General features: G+C 53.4%; 17 protein-coding genes and 1 tRNA gene. 5 read left to right on the top strand and 13 right to left on the bottom strand.

Annotated elements, in window-relative coordinates; all coding sequences use genetic code 11:
* Positions 1 to 234 precede the first annotated feature (234 nt).
* Positions 235 to 1,578, top strand: a complete 1,344-nt coding sequence (argG, locus tag G163CM_RS20740; protein ID WP_149463986.1) for an argininosuccinate synthase — start codon at positions 235 to 237, stop codon at positions 1,576 to 1,578.
* 488 nt (positions 1,579 to 2,066) lie between these two features.
* Here the strand turns inward: argG and G163CM_RS20735 are convergent.
* From G163CM_RS20735 to rlmE, 6 genes are all read right to left on the bottom strand, one after another.
* Positions 2,067 to 2,153 (bottom strand) — tRNA-Leu (locus tag G163CM_RS20735).
* Positions 2,154 to 2,166: 13 nt separating this feature from the next.
* The gene (gene secG, locus G163CM_RS20730) at positions 2,167 to 2,496 is read right to left on the bottom strand and encodes a preprotein translocase subunit SecG (RefSeq protein ID WP_015962861.1); all 330 of its coding nucleotides are present in this window, start codon (positions 2,494 to 2,496) and stop codon (positions 2,167 to 2,169) included.
* Positions 2,497 to 2,725: 229 nt separating this feature from the next.
* A complete protein-coding gene (gene glmM, locus G163CM_RS20725) occupies positions 2,726 to 4,063 on the bottom strand; it encodes a phosphoglucosamine mutase (protein WP_015962849.1) in 1,338 nt (445 codons plus the stop codon).
* On the bottom strand, positions 4,056 to 4,904 hold the full coding sequence (folP, locus tag G163CM_RS20720; protein WP_231826123.1) for a dihydropteroate synthase: 849 nt from the start codon (positions 4,902 to 4,904) through the stop codon (positions 4,056 to 4,058). The genes glmM and folP overlap by 8 nt, the downstream gene beginning before the upstream one ends.
* A 93-nt stretch (positions 4,905 to 4,997) precedes the next feature.
* On the bottom strand, positions 4,998 to 6,932 hold the full coding sequence (gene ftsH / locus G163CM_RS20715; RefSeq protein WP_041686165.1) for an ATP-dependent zinc metalloprotease FtsH: 1,935 nt from the start codon (positions 6,930 to 6,932) through the stop codon (positions 4,998 to 5,000).
* Between the two features lie 100 nt (positions 6,933 to 7,032).
* Positions 7,033 to 7,662 (bottom strand): 23S rRNA (uridine(2552)-2'-O)-methyltransferase RlmE, encoded by a 630-nt coding sequence (gene rlmE / locus G163CM_RS20710; protein ID WP_015962846.1) that lies wholly within the window; start codon positions 7,660 to 7,662, stop codon positions 7,033 to 7,035.
* A 126-nt stretch (positions 7,663 to 7,788) separates the two neighbouring features.
* On the opposite strand from rlmE, the gene yhbY reads away from it, so the two are divergent.
* On the top strand, positions 7,789 to 8,082 hold the full coding sequence (yhbY, locus tag G163CM_RS20705) for a ribosome assembly RNA-binding protein YhbY (RefSeq protein ID WP_041686369.1): 294 nt from the start codon (positions 7,789 to 7,791) through the stop codon (positions 8,080 to 8,082).
* A 153-nt stretch (positions 8,083 to 8,235) separates the two neighbouring features.
* On the opposite strand, the gene greA is transcribed toward yhbY, so the two are convergent.
* Positions 8,236 to 8,712, bottom strand: a complete 477-nt coding sequence (gene greA, locus G163CM_RS20700; protein ID WP_015962844.1) for a transcription elongation factor GreA — start codon at positions 8,710 to 8,712, stop codon at positions 8,236 to 8,238.
* A gap of 246 nt (positions 8,713 to 8,958) precedes the next feature.
* Here greA and dacB point away from each other — a divergent pair, with 246 nt between their 5' ends.
* The gene (gene dacB, locus G163CM_RS20695) at positions 8,959 to 10,392 is read left to right on the top strand and encodes a serine-type D-Ala-D-Ala carboxypeptidase (protein ID WP_231826122.1); all 1,434 of its coding nucleotides are present in this window, start codon (positions 8,959 to 8,961) and stop codon (positions 10,390 to 10,392) included.
* Between the two features lie 38 nt (positions 10,393 to 10,430).
* Here dacB and cgtA read toward each other — a convergent pair whose 3' ends face one another.
* The 4 genes from cgtA to rplU all read right to left on the bottom strand — a co-directional run bounded on the left by cgtA (position 10,431) and on the right by rplU (position 13,282).
* Positions 10,431 to 11,609: an Obg family GTPase CgtA gene (gene cgtA, locus G163CM_RS20690; protein WP_231826121.1), complete on the bottom strand. Its 1,179-nt coding sequence runs from the start codon at positions 11,607 to 11,609 to the stop codon at positions 10,431 to 10,433.
* A 15-nt stretch (positions 11,610 to 11,624) separates the two neighbouring features.
* Positions 11,625 to 12,590: a DMT family transporter gene (locus G163CM_RS20685; RefSeq protein WP_231826120.1), complete on the bottom strand. Its 966-nt coding sequence runs from the start codon at positions 12,588 to 12,590 to the stop codon at positions 11,625 to 11,627.
* 103 nt (positions 12,591 to 12,693) lie between these two features.
* Complete coding sequence (rpmA, locus tag G163CM_RS20680) at positions 12,694 to 12,951, bottom strand: 50S ribosomal protein L27 (RefSeq protein WP_007673187.1); 258 nt, start codon at positions 12,949 to 12,951, stop codon at positions 12,694 to 12,696.
* A 19-nt stretch (positions 12,952 to 12,970) separates the two neighbouring features.
* Complete coding sequence (gene rplU / locus G163CM_RS20675) at positions 12,971 to 13,282, bottom strand: 50S ribosomal protein L21 (protein WP_003025032.1); 312 nt, start codon at positions 13,280 to 13,282, stop codon at positions 12,971 to 12,973.
* Between the two features lie 258 nt (positions 13,283 to 13,540).
* On the opposite strand from rplU, the gene ispB reads away from it, so the two are divergent.
* A complete protein-coding gene (gene ispB / locus G163CM_RS20670) occupies positions 13,541 to 14,512 on the top strand; it encodes an octaprenyl diphosphate synthase (RefSeq protein ID WP_015962839.1) in 972 nt (323 codons plus the stop codon).
* 207 nt (positions 14,513 to 14,719) lie between these two features.
* A complete protein-coding gene (gene sfsB / locus G163CM_RS20665; protein WP_231826119.1) occupies positions 14,720 to 14,989 on the top strand; it encodes a DNA-binding transcriptional regulator SfsB in 270 nt (89 codons plus the stop codon).
* A 58-nt stretch (positions 14,990 to 15,047) separates the two neighbouring features.
* Here sfsB and murA read toward each other — a convergent pair whose 3' ends face one another.
* Both murA and ibaG read right to left on the bottom strand, forming a co-directional pair.
* Entirely contained in the window at positions 15,048 to 16,307 is a 1,260-nt protein-coding gene (gene murA, locus G163CM_RS20660) for a UDP-N-acetylglucosamine 1-carboxyvinyltransferase (protein WP_015962837.1), read from the bottom strand.
* A gap of 65 nt (positions 16,308 to 16,372) precedes the next feature.
* Complete coding sequence (gene ibaG / locus G163CM_RS20655) at positions 16,373 to 16,627, bottom strand: BolA family iron metabolism protein IbaG (protein WP_015962836.1); 255 nt, start codon at positions 16,625 to 16,627, stop codon at positions 16,373 to 16,375.
* Positions 16,628 to 16,689 lie beyond the last annotated feature (62 nt).

Genomic DNA, 16,689 nt, shown 5'->3' with positions numbered 1-16,689 from the left:
TAAGTAACATCCTGTCAACCTCACATTCTATGCAGCGGACAAGCAGTATCACTGGCGGTAATGTGTCATGAGTGATACGCCGAAGCGATAAGGATTTTTCACTGAAAATCGCACGAAGCACTTCCGGTATTGCGCAAAAGATGATTAAATGAAAACTCATTTATTTTGCATAAAAATTCACTGAGAGCGAAAAAGCGTTTTCTCCATCAGTCTATCAAAGCAGGGTTTTACTTTATGACGACGATTCTCAAGCATCTTCCGGTAGGTCAACGTATTGGTATCGCCTTCTCCGGCGGTCTGGACACCAGCGCGGCGCTGCTGTGGATGCGACAAAAAGGGGCAGTGCCTTATGCCTATACTGCAAACCTGGGCCAGCCTGATGAAGAAGACTACGACGCTATCCCACGCCGTGCCATGGAATACGGCGCAGAGAACGCTCGTCTGATCGACTGCCGTAAGCAGCTGGTTGCAGAAGGTATTGCCGCTATTCAATGTGGCGCTTTCCACAATACCACCGGCGGCCTGACCTACTTCAACACAACCCCACTCGGCCGTGCCGTTACCGGCACCATGCTGGTTGCCGCCATGAAAGAAGATGGCGTGAACATTTGGGGCGACGGCAGCACCTATAAAGGCAACGATATTGAACGTTTCTATCGTTATGGCCTGCTGACCAACGCCGAACTGCAGATTTACAAACCGTGGCTCGATAGCGACTTTATCGATGAGTTGGGCGGTCGCCATGAGATGTCTGAGTTTATGATTTCCTGCGGCTTCGACTACAAAATGTCCGTCGAGAAAGCCTACTCCACCGACTCCAACATGCTCGGCGCGACGCACGAAGCGAAAGATCTCGAATTCCTGAACTCTAGCGTCAAAATCGTTAACCCGATTATGGGCGTGAAGTTCTGGGACGAGAACGTGAAGATCCCGGCGGAAGAAGTGACCGTGCGTTTTGAACAGGGTCATCCGGTGGCGCTGAACGGTAAAACCTTCAGCGACGACGTGGAGATGATGCTGGAAGCGAATCGCATCGGCGGCCGTCACGGTCTGGGCATGAGCGATCAGATTGAAAACCGTATCATTGAAGCGAAAAGCCGTGGCATCTACGAAGCTCCGGGGATGGCGCTGCTGCATATCGCTTACGAGCGTCTGCTGACCGGTATTCACAACGAAGACACCATCGAGCAGTATCATGCGCATGGCCGTCAGTTGGGCCGTCTGCTGTACCAGGGCCGTTGGTTCGATTCTCAGGCGCTGATGCTGCGTGATTCCCTGCAACGCTGGGTGGCAAGCCAGATTACCGGCGAAGTGACGCTGGAACTGCGTCGCGGGAACGACTACTCCATTCTGAATACCGTGTCTGACAACCTGACCTATAAAGCAGAGCGTCTGACGATGGAGAAAGGCGACTCGATGTTCTCTGCTGAAGATCGTATCGGCCAGCTGACTATGCGTAACCTGGATATCACCGACACGCGCGATAAGTTGTTCGGTTATGCAAAAACCGGCCTGCTCTCTTCCTCAGCCGCCAGCGGTGTTCCGCAGGTTGAGAATCTGGAGAAGAAAGGGAAGTAATTGCGTCTCTGTCGATGCATCTAAAAAGCCGCGTAAGCGGCTTTTTTTGTAGGCTGGTAGTGCGTGCACAATGCCTGATGGCGCTGCGCTTATCAGGCCTACGAAGCGTTCGGTGTTTAATTCATCTGTAGGCCGGATAAGGCGAAGCCGCCATCCGGCGGTTTTACCGCGTGCACAATGCCTGATGCGCTGCGCTTATCAGGCCTACGAAGTGTGCGGTGATGAGTGCCTGGTGCATCTGTAGGCCGGATAAGGCGAAGCCGCCATCCGGCGGTTTTACCGCGAGCACAATGCCTGATGCGCTGCGCTTATCAGGCCTACTAAGCGTGCGGTGATAAGTGCCAGGTGCATCTGTAGGCCGGATAAGGCGAAGCCGCCATCCGGCTGTTCTGCCGCGAGCACAATGCCTGATGCACTGCGCTTATCAGCGCCTGTGTTTACTACGGACGAAAAAAAAGACGCTTTTCAGCGTCTTTCTTTCGGAATATTGGTACTGAGGATGGGACTCGAACCCACAAGCCCGTTAGGGCACTACCACCTCAAGGTAGCGTGTCTACCAATTCCACCACCTCAGCACAGATACTACTCTTAGTGTGGGATATCGCTGGTCGGCTGAGCCGGTGCAGCTGGCTGAGTTTGCTCGGTTTTCGGCGCACTCAGATTTTCCCACTCGCTTCCTTTATTGGTCTTGTTGCTGTTAATGTTACCCAGCGCCAGACTGATAATGAAGAACAACGTTGCCAGAACTGCGGTCATGCGGGTCATGAAGTTACCAGAACCACTTGAACCAAACAGCGTGCCGGAAGCGCCTGCTCCGAAGGAGGCTCCCATATCAGCGCCTTTACCTTGCTGCAGCATGATCAGACCTACGAGGCCAATCGCTACAATAAGGAAAACTACTAAAAGAGCTTCGTACATAATCAACCTGTTCCTTGCGGAGTTGCCGCATACCAATTGCTTCGACCAATTAAAGTGGGCGTTTTTAATGTTTCCCACTGAAGCGGGTGTGAATACTAACCAAAGCGAATCACCTTCGCAAGGGCAATTTTATCGCATTGTATCAACTGCGGAAAAAAACAGCAAAAAAGCCTATTTTCCCTAAAAGAAAGGCGGCAACCGCCGCCTTATTAATCACTTATCGCCAGTATCAGACCGCTTTCACCGCATCCGCAATGCGATTAGCGAAAGCGGTAACCTGTGCTTCATCTTCGCCCTCTACCATCACGCGAATGAGAGGTTCAGTGCCAGATTTACGCAGCAGCACGCGGCCACGGTTGCCCAGTGCGGCTTCCACCTCAGCCGTCACCGCTTTCACCGTTTCGTTTTCCAGCGGGTCGCCGCTGCCCGCGGTGAAGCGCACGTTGACCAGCACCTGCGGGAACATCTTCATGCCGCTGCACAGGTCATGCAGAGACATATGGTTGCGTACCATCGCTGCAACGACCTGCAATGCCGCCACAATACCGTCGCCCGTCGTGGTTTGGTCCAGCAGGATGACGTGGCCGGAGTTTTCCGCGCCAATGCGCCAGTCTTTCTCCTGCAGTTTTTCCAGCACGTAACGGTCGCCTACTTTGGCGCGCACAAACGGAATGCCCAGCTGCTTCAGCGCCACTTCCAGGCCCATGTTGCTCATCAGGGTGCCGACCGCGCCGCCGCGCAGTTTGCCCTGACGCAGCCCTTCGCGGGCGATGATATAAAGGATCTGGTCGCCGTCGACTTTATTACCTTCATGGTCAACCATGATGACGCGGTCGCCGTCGCCGTCAAAAGCGATGCCAAGATGCGCTTTCTCGGCCAGTACGCGCGCCTGTAAGGCACGCACGTCGGTTGCCCCGACTTCCTGGTTGATGTTGACGCCGTCCGGCTCACAGCCGATGGCAACAACCTGCGCACCTAATTCGCGGAATACGTTCGGCGCGATGTGATACGTCGCACCATTCGCACAGTCAACGACGATTTTCAGGTCGTTCAGGCTCAGTTCGTTCGGGAAGGTCGCTTTACAAAATTCGATATAGCGGCCCGCGGCATCCACGATACGGCTGGCTTTACCCAGTTCGGCGGAATCCACGCAGCTAATCTCTTTTTCCAGCTCCGCTTCGATGGCTTCTTCTACTTCATCCGGCAGTTTGGTGCCGTCGATAGAGAAGAATTTGATGCCGTTGTCGTAGTATGGGTTATGCGATGCGGAGATAACAATGCCCGCCTCGGCACGGAAAGTACGCGTCAGGTAAGCCACCGCAGGGGTCGGCATTGGGCCAGTGAAGGAGGCAGAAAGGCCCGCCGCCGCCAGGCCTGCTTCCAGCGCGGACTCCAGCATATAGCCAGAGATACGGGTATCTTTACCGATGATGATTTTACGTGAACCGTGGCTTGCCAGCACTTTCCCGGCCGCCCAGCCCAGCTTCAGTACGAAATCAGGGGTGATTGGCGCATCGCCTACGCGGCCACGAATACCATCGGTACCAAAATATTTACGTTTACTCATAGCGTTTGTTTTCCTTCGCTGACAACGTAGCTTCCACCACGCGCATCGCTTCTACAGTTTCTTTGACATCATGGACACGAATAATATGCGCCCCCTGCATTGCGGCAATCACCGCACACGCCAGGCTGCCGCTGAGGCGCTCGGCAGGCCCAACGTTCAGCAGTTGACCAATCATCGATTTACGTGACATTCCGACGAACAGCGGAAGACCAAAATGATGGAATTCGGACAGGCGTGCCAGTAATGCATAATTATGGGAGAGATTCTTACCGAAACCGAACCCCGGGTCGAGGATCAATTTCTCTTTTCCGATACCTGCCGCTTCACAACGGGCGATATGCTCAATAAAGAAGCGATTTACATCCGCAAAAACGTCATCATACTTCGGCGCTTCCTGCATGGTTTTCGGGTTGCCCTGCATATGCATCAGGGAAACCGGCAGTCCGGTTTCTGCTGCCGCTTCCAGCGCGCCGGGTTCGGTGAGCGAGCGGATATCATTAATAATGTGCGCGCCTGCGCGCGCAGATTCGCGGATCACTTCCGGTTTTGATGTATCGACGGAGATCCACACTTCAAAGCGCTGGGCTATCGCCTCCACTACCGGGATTACGCGCTCCAGCTCTTCTTCAACGCTGACGTCAGAAGCCCCTGGGCGCGTAGACTCACCGCCGACATCCACAATCGTCGCCCCGGCGTTAATCATCAGGTTAGCGTGCTTCACCGCTTCCACTAACGTATTGTGCGTTCCGCCGTCGGAGAACGAATCCGGCGTGACGTTCAGAATGCCCATAACGTGAGGGTGAGAGAGATCCAGCGTGGAGCCCTGGGCGAAGAGTTTCATGGCTAATCCTTCCGATTCTTGTCTTGAATGTAAAAAAACCCTGAGGCAAGCCTCAGGGTTTCAGGTGATGCTACGTTATCACGTGCGGATAATTTATTTGTCGCCTAACTGTTCTGACATGGTGTTGCCCGGGTTCGGCGTACGCGGTTCATCGACCGGACGCGGCGCACGCGGGGTGCCATTGTTGTCAGAGTTGTTAGATGAACCCGGTTCTTCCCAGCCGGCTGGCGGGCGAACATCACGGCGGGCCATCAGGTCATCAATCTGCGGCGCATCGATGGTCTCATATTTCATGAGTGCATCTTTCATCGCGTGCAGGATGTCCATATTGTCGTTAAGCAGTTTACGCGCACGATCGTAGTTACGTTCGATGAGCGATTTTACTTCCTGGTCGATGATACGCGCGGTTTCATCAGACATATGTTTCGCTTTCGCAACTGAACGCCCCAGGAACACTTCGCCCTCTTCTTCCGCATACAGCAGCGGACCGAGTTTGTCGGAAAAGCCCCACTGGGTGACCATGTTACGCGCGAGGTTCGTCGCGACTTTAATGTCGTTCGACGCACCGGTAGAAACATGTTCCGCACCGTAGATGATCTCTTCTGCCAGACGACCGCCATACAGCGTAGAAATCTGACTTTCCAGTTTCTGACGGCTGGCGCTGATCGCGTCGCCTTCAGGCAGGAAGAAGGTCACACCCAACGCACGTCCGCGCGGGATAATCGTCACTTTGTGCACCGGATCGTGTTCCGGTACCAGGCGACCAATAATCGCGTGGCCTGCTTCGTGATATGCGGTGGATTCTTTCTGCGCTTCCGTCATCACCATGGAGCGACGTTCCGCACCCATCATGATTTTGTCTTTCGCTTTTTCGAACTCAACCATCGATACAACGCGTTTGTTGCCACGAGCCGCAAACAGTGCCGCTTCGTTCACCAGGTTCGCCAGGTCTGCACCGGAGAAACCAGGGGTACCACGGGCAATGATTGCCGCGTCGATATCCGGAGACAGTGGTACGCGACGCATGTGAACTTTCAGGATCTGCTCACGACCGCGAACATCTGGCAGGCCAACCACAACCTGACGGTCGAAACGGCCAGGACGCAGCAGCGCCGGGTCAAGAACGTCCGGACGGTTAGTTGCCGCGATAACGATAATACCTTCGTTACCTTCGAAGCCGTCCATCTCAACCAGCATCTGGTTCAGGGTCTGTTCACGTTCATCGTGACCACCGCCCAGGCCTGCGCCACGCTGACGGCCTACGGCGTCGATTTCATCGATAAAGATGATGCACGGTGCCGCTTTCTTCGCCTGTTCGAACATGTCACGCACACGAGATGCACCCACACCAACGAACATTTCCACGAAGTCAGAACCGGAAATCGTAAAGAACGGAACCTTCGCTTCGCCAGCGATCGCTTTCGCCAGCAGCGTTTTACCGGTACCCGGAGGGCCGACCATCAGGACGCCTTTCGGAATTTTACCGCCCAGTTTCTGGAAACGGCTCGGCTCACGCAGATATTCAACCAGCTCAGCCACCTCTTCTTTCGCTTCGTCACAACCTGCGACGTCAGCAAAGGTGGTTTTGATCTGATCTTCTGTCAGCATGCGCGCCTTGCTCTTACCGAACGACATGGCACCTTTGCCACCGCCGCCCTGCATCTGGCGCATGAAGAAGATCCAGACACCGATCAGTAACAACATCGGGAACCAGGAGATGAAGATAGAAGCCAGCAGGCTCGGCTCTTCAGGCGGTTCGCCAACCACTTTGACATTTTTAGTCAGCAGGTTGTCGAGAAGCTTCGGATCGTTAACCGGAATGTAAGTCGTGTAACGGTTACTATCTTTCTTGGTAACGTTGATCTCACGTCCGTTGATACGCGCTTCGCGAACCTGGTCCTGATTGACCTCTTGCAGGAAGGTAGAGTAGTCCACCTTGCGGCTATTCGACTCGCTGGGCCCAAAGCTCTGGAATACTGACATCAGCACAACGGCAATGACCAGCCAGAGTATTAGGTTTTTCGCCATGTCACTCAAGGGATTAACCTCTTATTACAACTGTGTTAAAAACAGCGTCAGGATACTCTATATCCAGTTTCTTTCAAACTTTCGTCTGAAATTCCACCTTCTATGGTTTTCGCCCGGTCGCTACAATGTACACTTCTCGCGAACGTGCGCGGGAAGAGTCCGGCTTACGAACTTTGACCTTCGTAAACAGGGAGCGAATTTCCCTTAGATACTCATCGAAGCCTTCGCCCTGGAACACCTTCACTACAAAATTACCGCCTGGCGCGAGAACATCACGAGCCATTTCAAGCGCCAGCTCCACCAGATACATGGCGCGGGGGATATCCACCGCGGGTGTTCCACTCATGTTTGGTGCCATATCTGACATGACAACTTGTACTTTACTGTCACCCACGCGTTCCAGTAACGCTTTCATGACGAGTTCATCACGAAAGTCGCCCTGAAGGAAGTCCACACCAACGATTGGATCCATAGGTAAAAGATCGCAAGCAATGATGCGGCCTTTGCCACCAATCTGCGTGACCACATACTGTGACCAGCCTCCTGGGGCAGCACCGAGGTCGACAACCGTCATCCCCGGCTTAAAAAGTTTGTCACTTTGCTGTATTTCATCAAGTTTAAACCAGGCACGGGAACGTAACCCCTTTTTCTGTGCCGCTTGAACATATTTATCGCTAAAGTGTTCCTGAAGCCAGCGACTTGAGCTGGCAGAACGCTTCTTACCTGTCATTTAACTTTCCCATCGGGGCAGAACATCGTTGCCATGCGGCGTAAATTTCAACGCACTATTTGGCGATATATGGGAGATGGCGGTAGAATGACCCGTTTTCAATCCCAACGTAAGCAAAAATATACGATGAATCTGAGTACTAAACAAAAACAGCACCTGAAAGGTCTGGCACATCCGCTCAAGCCGGTCGTCATGCTTGGCAATAATGGTTTGACCGAAGGGGTACTGGCCGAGATTGAACAAGCGTTAGAGCACCATGAACTTATCAAGGTGAAAGTCGCGTCTGAAGATCGCGAAACCAAAACCTTGATCGTGGACGCTATCGTGCGCGAAACCGGCGCCTGTAACGTACAGGTCATCGGTAAAATGCTGGTGCTTTATCGCCCAAGTAAAGAGCGTAAAATCTCGCTGCCACGTTAAGAATATCCTAAAATTGCACACAACAGTGTGTAAAACGAGGGTTTTCCTTCGCGAAGGCTAGCAACATGCCACGCTCTTCAGCTTGATAAAAGGCCGCTATGCGGCCTTTTTCTTATCTTTACAATGCATCAACATCTCTGTGTTGGGCAACCGTTAAAGATACTCTACCTTGATGATTTCGTACTCAACTTCACCGCCCGGCGTGCGAATGGTGACGACATCATCCTGCTCTTTGCCGACCAGGCCACGCGCAATTGGCGAGTTCACAGAAATCAGATTCTGCTTAAAGTCCGCCTCATCATCACCCACGATACGATAGGTTTGTTCTTCGTCAGTATCGAGATTCAGTACGGTAACAGTGGAGCCAAAAATCACGCGACCATTGTTAGGCATTTTGGTGATGTCGATCACCTGCGCGTTAGACAGCTTGGCTTCGATATCTTTAATACGGCCTTCGCAGAAGCCCTGCTGCTCACGGGCAGCATGATATTCAGCGTTCTCTTTCAGATCGCCATGCTCGCGCGCTTCCGCGATGGCTGCAATGATTTCAGGACGGCGAACAGATTTCAAAAAATCGAGTTCTTCACGCAGTTTTTCTGCGCCACGAAGGGTCATCGGAATAGCTTGCATTTGTTATACCTCTTGAACATTCCTGTTGGGAGCAGTTCACCCCACTCCGGCTCTCAGCCCGCCTGACACCGCCACGCGGCCAGACCAGAAGCAAAAGAAAACCGACCCGGGTACAAAGTCCCAGGTCAGCAGCAATTTCTCATTTGATACGCATTTTACCCTGAAGTTCACTATGGGTCATCGTTTACTTTACAGGGCGTTGCGCCGTAGTATGTCGGCTTGTTTCCAGGTTGTTAGCGCGGGATTATGCGATTTTCCAGATTTATCATTGGATTGACCACCAGTATAGCGTTTAGCGTCCAGGCCGCGAATGTTGAAGAGTACACCAGTCAACTTCCCGCAGGGGCCAATCTTGCTTTTATGGTGCAAAAAGTGGGCGCATCAGCCCCAGAGATTGACTATCACAGTCAGCAGATGGCACTGCCTGCCAGTACGCAGAAAGTGATTACTGCGCTGGCGGCGTTGCTACAGCTTGGCCCAGACTTCCGCTTTACTACCACGCTAGAGAGTAAAGGCAGCATCGATGACGGCACGTTAAAAGGCGACCTGGTGGCACGATTTGGCGGCGATCCGACGCTAAAACGTCAGGATATTCGCAATATGGTGGCGAACCTGAAAAGAGCAGGTATACAGAAAATTGAAGGTAATGTGCTGATTGATACCTCGATTTTCGCCAGTCACGATAAAGCCCCTGGCTGGCCGTGGAACGACATGACCCAGTGCTTCAGCGCCCCGCCCGCTGCCGCAATTGTCGATCGCAACTGCTTCTCGATTTCTCTCTATAGTGCGCAAAAAGCGGATGATTTAGCGTTTATCCGCGTCGCCTCTTATTACCCGGTGACCATGTTTAGCCAGGTGCGCACGCTGGCGAAAGGCTCCCCGGACGCACAGTACTGCGAGCTGGACGTGGTGCCCGGCGATCTTAATCGCTACACCCTGACCGGCTGTCTGCCGCAGCGTGCAGAGCCGCTTCCACTGGCTTTCGCGATACAGGACGGCGCCAGCTACGCTGGTGCGATCATTAAAGATGAACTGAAGCAGGCTGGCATCACCTACAGCGGCACGCTGCTGCGCCAGACGCTCGTCAACGAGCCGGGAACGGTGATCGCCAGTAAGCAATCGGCGCCGCTGCACGATCTGCTGCGGATCATGCTGAAAAAATCGGACAACATGATCGCCGATACCGTTTTCCGGATGATTGGCCACGCGCGTTTCAACGTGCCGGGTACCTGGCGCGCTGGTTCAGATGCGGTACGTCAGATCCTGCGTCAACAGGCGGGCGTCGATTTAGGCAACACCATTATCGCCGATGGCTCCGGCCTTTCACGGCATAACCTGATTGCCCCTGCGACGATGATGCAGGTGCTGCAATATATTGCTCAGCATGATAACGAGCTGAACTACATCTCTATGCTGCCGCTCGCCGGGCACGACGGTTCTCTGCAATACCGCGCAGGTCTGCATCAGGCGGGCGTAGATGGCAAAGTCTCCGCGAAAACGGGGTCATTGCAGGGCGTGTATAACCTGGCCGGATTTATCACCACCGCCAGCGGTCAGCGGATGGCGTTTGTGCAGTATCTCTCTGGCTATGCGGTGTCACCGGCGGATCAGCGTAACAGGCGTATTCCGTTGGTACGGTTTGAGAGCAGGTTGTATAAGGATATTTATCAGAATAACTGAGCATAAAAAAACCCGGCCATCAGGCCGGGTTTTTTAGGTTAACGCTTGTAAATGAACTCAACGCCTTCTTCGTCGTCTTCGTCCCAATCGTCATCCCAGTCTTCATCGTCTTCTTCTTCGACAGCCGCTTCTTCAAGCTGCTGACGGTGGTAGTCATCCCACATGAATTCGACTTTCTCCGGCTGTGCCGCTTCTTCAGCAGAGACAATCGGGTTCTCGATGATAAAGGTCATGACATCCCAGCACAGGTCTTTTACGCCCTGCTGGCTGGCTGCGGAGATCAGGTAGTGTTTACCTTCCCAACCCAGCGCGTCTGCAATCTCTTGTGCTTTCGCTTCCGCTTCGGCTTTATCCATCAGGTCGATCTTGTTGAAGACCAGCCAGCGTGGCTTGCTTGCCAGTTTTTCGCTGTATTTTTCCAGCTCGCCGATGATCACGCGGGCGTTCTCAACTGGATCGGAACCGTCGATTGGCGCAATGTCGATGAGGTGCAACAGGACGCGGCAGCGCTCAAGGTGTTTCAGGAAGCGGATACCCAGGCCTGCGCCTTCTGCGGCACCTTCGATCAGCCCCGGAATATCGGCAACCACGAAGCTCTTCTCGTTATCCATACGTACCACACCGAGGCTTGGCACCAGGGTGGTAAACGGATAATCCGCCACTTTCGGCTTCGCCGCAGACACGGCGCGGATGAAGGTGGATTTACCGGCGTTCGGCATCCCCAGCATCCCAACGTCGGCCAGCAGCATCAGTTCCAGCTGCAGGTCACGTTTATCACCCGGCGTACCCATCGTTTTCTGGCGCGGCGTACGGTTAACGGACGATTTAAAACGGGTGTTCCCCAAACCGTGCCAGCCACCTTTTGCCACCATCAGACGCTGACCGTGTTTGGTCATATCGCCCATGGTTTCGCCAGTGCCCTGATCGATAACGCGCGTACCGACCGGCACTTTCACGGTGACGTCTTTCCCGCGCTTACCGGTACAGTCACGGCTCTGGCCGTTCTGACCACGTTCAGCACGGAAAGATTTTTCGAAACGGTAGTCAATCAGGGTGTTCAGGTTCTCATCCGCTTCCAGCCAGACATCACCGCCATCACCGCCGTCGCCGCCATCAGGGCCACCGCGTGGAATATATTTTTCACGGCGGAAGCTTACGCAACCATTACCGCCATCACCTGCGACAACCAGGATCGTTGCTTCATCAACAAACTTCATTTTACTCTCCGTAAATCATTCGCCTGAGCGGGGGACAACTACAACCGCCTCACGCTTACGCCACCGTCCCCAAAGACGGTGACCAATGGCGGAATACATTGCGCCCGCAACCACGACAAACGCACCGAGATAACCGATAAGGTTTAACATCGGTCTGGCGAAGAAATCGGGCCAGGCCATTGATAATAAATCTGAAAACAACAGTGTAAACAGTGGAGTGAGCGTCACAATCGCGCTCACCTGCGCCGCCTGCCAGCGAGCCATGGCTTCCGCCAGTGCGCCATAGCCAACCAGCGTGTTCAGCCCACAGAAAATCAGGCAGGCCAGCTGCCAGTCACTGAGCTGATGGATAACCGCCGGCTTTGCCAATGGTAGCAGCGCAATAGTACATAAAGCGTACAGTAAAAACAGGATCTGTTGTGACGCCAGTCGCCGCAATAACACCTTTTGCGCGACGCCATAGCTCACCCAGACCATCGCCGCCCCGACACCGAAGATAACGCCCCAGGTGTAGTCGGTCAGGCGCGTGAAAATCTCAATCAAACTGGTGTTGAAGAACATCACCAGCCCGCAGACCAGCATGATAGCGCCAACAATCTGCGTACCGCGCATTTTCTCTTTGAGGATAAATACGCTGGCAACCATCATCCCAACGGGAGAGAGCTGCCCAATGACCTGCGAAGCGGTCGGACTGACATATTGCAGCGAGGAGCTGAAGAGAACAAAGTTCCCAAACAGACCGCCCGTGGCAATCGCCAGCAGTACCAGCCAACGCGGGTTACGGAAAATTCGCAGCGGCGGCAGCTTACGCTTCACCGTCAGAATGAGGCCGAGGCCGACACTGGCCATTAAAAAGCGATAGAAGACAACGGTAGGCGGTTCCATGACCTCCAGTACCTGCTTCATTGCAATCGGCAAAGCACCCCAACATATCGCCGTGGTGAGTGCCAAAAGAATACCAATACCTGCCTGCTGCTTCATACCGGAATCCCTGCCTGAGACCACTGTGATTTTCCGGGCGTCGAATGTAAAAAGCCCCGCAACGAGTTGCGGGGCTTTAATCCGTTACCGGACCACGAAAACCTTACTCAGCAACGATGCTGATGTATTTACGGTTGTTCGGGCCTTTAACTTCGAATTTCACTTTACCGTCTGCTTTAGCAAACAGAGTGTGGTCACGACCGCAACCTACGTTGTTACCAGCGTGGAATTTGGTACCACGCTGACGAACGATGATGCTACCCGCCAGAACGGTTTCGCCACCGAAACGCTTAACGCCAAGACGTTTAGCTTCTGAATCGCGACCGTTACGAGTTGAGCCGCCAGCCTTTTTATGTGCCATTTAAATCTCTCCTCAGGTCTTAGGCGCTGATGCCAGTAATTTTCACATCAGTGAACCACTGACGGTGGCCCTGCTGCTTACGGTAGTGTTTACGACGACGAAACTTAACGATTTTAACTTTCTCGCCACGACCGTGAGCAACAACTTCAGCTTTGATTACGCCGCCATCAACGAAAGGAACGCCGATTTTGACTTCTTCACCGTTTGCGATCATCAGAACTTCAGCGAATTCAACAGATTCGCCAGTTGCGATGTCCAGCTTTTCCAGGCGAACGGTCTGACCTTCGCTTACTCGGTGTTGTTTACCACCACTTTGGAAAACCGCGTACATATAGAACTCCGCTTCCGCGCACATTAATCGTGTGATTCAGAGTGCGCTATAAATATTCACAATAGGGCGCGAATATTACGCAAAACGCGAGCCTTTGACAAGTGCTACCATCAATACATGCAGAAAAAAAACACAACTTTCACGGTAACGTTTATCTGAGCCGTTTTTTCAGTACAATCAGTACTACAACTCTAACGTAAAACCTTCGTTATCCTGTATGGATAAGTGGTAAACAGGACATTAAGCCCGGCTTTTGCGATGAATCTACAACAAATCAATGAGTTAACCGCGCAGGATATGGCGGGTGTCAATGCAACGATTCTTGAACAGCTCAACTCAGATGTTCAGCTCATCAATCAGTTGGGTTATTACATCGTCAGTGGAGGTGGAAAACGCATTCGCCCTATGATCGCCGTACTGGCAGCACGCGCTGTCGGCTACGAGGGAAATGCCCATGTCACCATCGCCGCGCTGATTGAATTTATCCACACCGCCACGCTGCTGCACGACGATGTGGTGGATGAATCCGACATGCGTCGCGGGAAAGCGACCGCAAACGCCGCATTCGGTAATGCGGCAAGCGTGCTGGTCGGCGATTTCATCTACACCCGTGCGTTCCAGATGATGACCAGCCTCGGCTCGCTGAAGGTGCTGGAAGTGATGTCGGAAGCGGTGAACGTGATTGCAGAAGGCGAAGTTCTGCAGTTGATGAACGTCAACGACCCGGATATCACCGAAGAAAACTACATGCGCGTGATTTACAGTAAAACCGCGCGCCTGTTTGAAGCGGCATCCCAGTGTTCCGGCCTGCTTGCGGGCTGTACGCCAGAACAGGAAAAAGGCTTACAGGATTATGGGCGCTATTTAGGTACTGCTTTCCAGTTGATTGATGATTTACTGGATTACAGCGCCGATGGCGAGACGCTCGGCAAAAACGTGGGAGATGACCTCAACGAGGGCAAACCGACGCTGCCGCTGCTGCATGCCATGCGTAACGGTACCCCGGAACAAGCGCTACTGATTCGCGGCGCGATTGAACAAGGTAACGGGCGTCATCTGCTGGAACCGGTTCTGGAAGCAATGGCAGCCTGTGGCTCGCTGGAATGGACGCGTCAGCGCGCCGAGGAAGAAGCGGATAAAGCCATTGCCGCCCTCTCACCGCTGCCGGATTCCCAATGGCGCGATGCGCTTATCGCCCTCGCCCACATCGCCGTTCAGCGCGACCATTAATCCTGCCTTTCTCTCCCGCGCATCTTGCGGGAGAGTTCCAGTAAAATCCAAAAAAAATGATAATTCACGCCTGATGACGTCAATAATTTGATGTTTTCTGAATTTTGAGTCGTGTTATATGAACTTTTTAGAGCTTATCTGCAGAAAGCGTTATAGTACTCCCGTGTTGTTTTCACAAGCAATTTAGCTTCTGAACAGGGAGGTAACATGGATAAGTTTATTGACTGGCACCCTGCGGATATCATCGCGGGTCTGCGCAAAAAAGGCACAACAATGGCGGCGGAATCCCGCAAAAATGGCCTGAGTTCCTCTACGCTTGCCAACGTTCTGTCGCGCCCGTGGCCGAAAGGTGAGCTGATTATCGCAAAAGCACTGGGTACAGAGCCGTGGGTTATCTGGCCGTCACGCTATCACGACCCTATCACACATCAGTTTATTGATAAGACGCAGTTGATGCGTCAGTCGAAAAAGAAATAAACCACACAAAGCACAACGCCTCTCACGCTGCGCGTAAGAGGCGTTGTCAGCAGAACGATTACTCGCCCTTCACACGCTCGATATTCGCACCCAGCGCGCGCAGTTTGTCTTCAATGCGCTCGTAGCCACGATCGATGTGATAGATACGGTCAACAATGGTGGTACCTTCCGCGATGCAACCTGCCAGCACCAGGCTTGCAGACGCGCGCAGATCGGTCGCCATCACCTGAGCGCCGGAAAGTTTCTCAACGCCGTGACAGATAGCCGTATTGCTTTCGATTTCCGCACGCGCGCCCATACGGATCAGTTCCGGAATGTGCATGAAACGGTTTTCGAAGATGGTTTCGGTGATAACACCGGTACCTTCCGCCAGCATATTCAGCAGAGTGAACTGCGCCTGCATGTCGGTCGGGAAGCCAGGGTGCGGCGCGGTACGCACGTTCACCGCTTTCGGACGCTGACCGTGCATATCCAGGCTGATCCAGTCGCTGCCGACTTCGATTTCAGCACCGGCTTCACGCAGTTTCGCCAGCACGGCGTCCAGCGTTTCCGGGCAGGCGTTACGGCAGATGATTTTGCCGCGAGAAATGGCTGCTGCCACCAGGAACGTACCGGTTTCGATACGGTCTGGCAGAACACGATATACGCCGCCACCCAGGCGTTTTACGCCTTCGATGGTAATGCGATCGGTGCCCTGGCCGCTGATTTTCGCGCCCAGCGCAACGAGGAAGTTTGCCGTATCGACAATTTCCGGCTCACGCGCGGCGTTTTCGATGATGGTTGTACCTTCCGCAAGCGTAGCCGCCGACATGATGGTCACGGTGGCGCCAACGCTCACTTTGTCCATCACGATGTGCGCGCCTTTCAGGCGACCATCGACGGAGGCTTTTACATAGCCTTCTTCCAGCTTGATGGTCGCACCGAGCTGTTCCAGACCAGTGATGTGCAGGTCAACCGGACGCGCACCGATGGTGCAGCCGCCCGGCAGCGAAACCTGACCCTGACCAAAACGCGCCACCAGCGGCCCAAGCGCCCAGATAGAAGCACGCATGGTTTTCACCAGCTCATACGGCGCGCAGAAAATGTTCACACCGCTGGCATCGATGTGTACCGAACCATTTCGCTCAACTTTCGCGCCTAACTGGCTCAGCAGCTTCATCGACGTATCAACGTCTTTCAGTTTTGGGACGTTTTGAATCTCTACCGGCTCTTCCGCCAGCAGTGCGGCGAAGAGGATTGGCAGTGCGGCATTTTTAGCGCCGGAAATAGACACTTCGCCCTGGAGCTTAGTCGGCCCCTGAACACGGAATTTATCCATTATTCTGTTCTCTGTTAAAAGTCATACTCGCCATCGATTCACGCCTTTACAGGCGAATCCATGGCTCAAAATCCGTTAAGTTTACGGTCGCGCGCCCACTCTTGCGGGGTATACGCTTTGATTGACAGGGCATGGATGCGGTTGTCCGCAATATACTCCATCAGCGGGGCATAGATAGTCTGTTGCTTCTTGACCCGGCTCATGCCGTCAAACATCTCACCCACCGCGATAACCTGAAAGTGGCTGCCATCGCCCGAGACGATCGCTTCCTGAAGGGAGAGTGCATTCATCAGCACGGTCTGAATTTCATGATTTTCCATGGGTTCACATTTTTATCTGATAGAGAAAACAGCCCAACATCTTAGAGGAAAGTGACGCAGGC

It is taken from the genome of Pseudocitrobacter corydidari, assembly GCF_021172065.1.
Taxonomy (GTDB): domain Bacteria; phylum Pseudomonadota; class Gammaproteobacteria; order Enterobacterales; family Enterobacteriaceae; genus Pseudocitrobacter; species Pseudocitrobacter corydidari.
This window is presented reverse-complemented; position numbering and strand designations above follow the sequence as displayed.

Bases quoted from the DNA above. Each gene is read 5' to 3' on its own strand.
- secG (WP_015962861.1), bottom strand. From the start codon at position 2,496: ATGTACGAAGCTCTTTTAGTAGTTTTCCTTATTGTAGCGATTGGCCTC.
- rpmA (WP_007673187.1), bottom strand. From the start codon at position 12,951: ATGGCACATAAAAAGGCTGGCGGCTCAACTCGTAACGGTCGCGATTCA.
- sfsB (WP_231826119.1), top strand. From the start codon at position 14,720: ATGGATAAGTTTATTGACTGGCACCCTGCGGATATCATCGCGGGTCTG.
- murA (WP_015962837.1), bottom strand. From the start codon at position 16,307: ATGGATAAATTCCGTGTTCAGGGGCCGACTAAGCTCCAGGGCGAAGTG.
- dacB (WP_231826122.1), top strand. From the start codon at position 8,959: ATGCGATTTTCCAGATTTATCATTGGATTGACCACCAGTATAGCGTTT.
- argG (WP_149463986.1), top strand. From the start codon at position 235: ATGACGACGATTCTCAAGCATCTTCCGGTAGGTCAACGTATTGGTATC.
- folP (WP_231826123.1), bottom strand. From the start codon at position 4,904: ATGAAACTCTTCGCCCAGGGCTCCACGCTGGATCTCTCTCACCCTCAC.
- greA (WP_015962844.1), bottom strand. From the start codon at position 8,712: ATGCAAGCTATTCCGATGACCCTTCGTGGCGCAGAAAAACTGCGTGAA.
- yhbY (WP_041686369.1), top strand. From the start codon at position 7,789: ATGAATCTGAGTACTAAACAAAAACAGCACCTGAAAGGTCTGGCACAT.
- rplU (WP_003025032.1), bottom strand. From the start codon at position 13,282: ATGTACGCGGTTTTCCAAAGTGGTGGTAAACAACACCGAGTAAGCGAA.
- cgtA (WP_231826121.1), bottom strand. From the start codon at position 11,609: ATGAAGTTTGTTGATGAAGCAACGATCCTGGTTGTCGCAGGTGATGGC.
- G163CM_RS20685 (WP_231826120.1), bottom strand. From the start codon at position 12,590: ATGAAGCAGCAGGCAGGTATTGGTATTCTTTTGGCACTCACCACGGCG.
- ibaG (WP_015962836.1), bottom strand. From the start codon at position 16,627: ATGGAAAATCATGAAATTCAGACCGTGCTGATGAATGCACTCTCCCTT.
- glmM (WP_015962849.1), bottom strand. From the start codon at position 4,063: ATGAGTAAACGTAAATATTTTGGTACCGATGGTATTCGTGGCCGCGTA.
- rlmE (WP_015962846.1), bottom strand. From the start codon at position 7,662: ATGACAGGTAAGAAGCGTTCTGCCAGCTCAAGTCGCTGGCTTCAGGAA.
- ispB (WP_015962839.1), top strand. From the start codon at position 13,541: ATGAATCTACAACAAATCAATGAGTTAACCGCGCAGGATATGGCGGGT.
- ftsH (WP_041686165.1), bottom strand. From the start codon at position 6,932: ATGGCGAAAAACCTAATACTCTGGCTGGTCATTGCCGTTGTGCTGATG.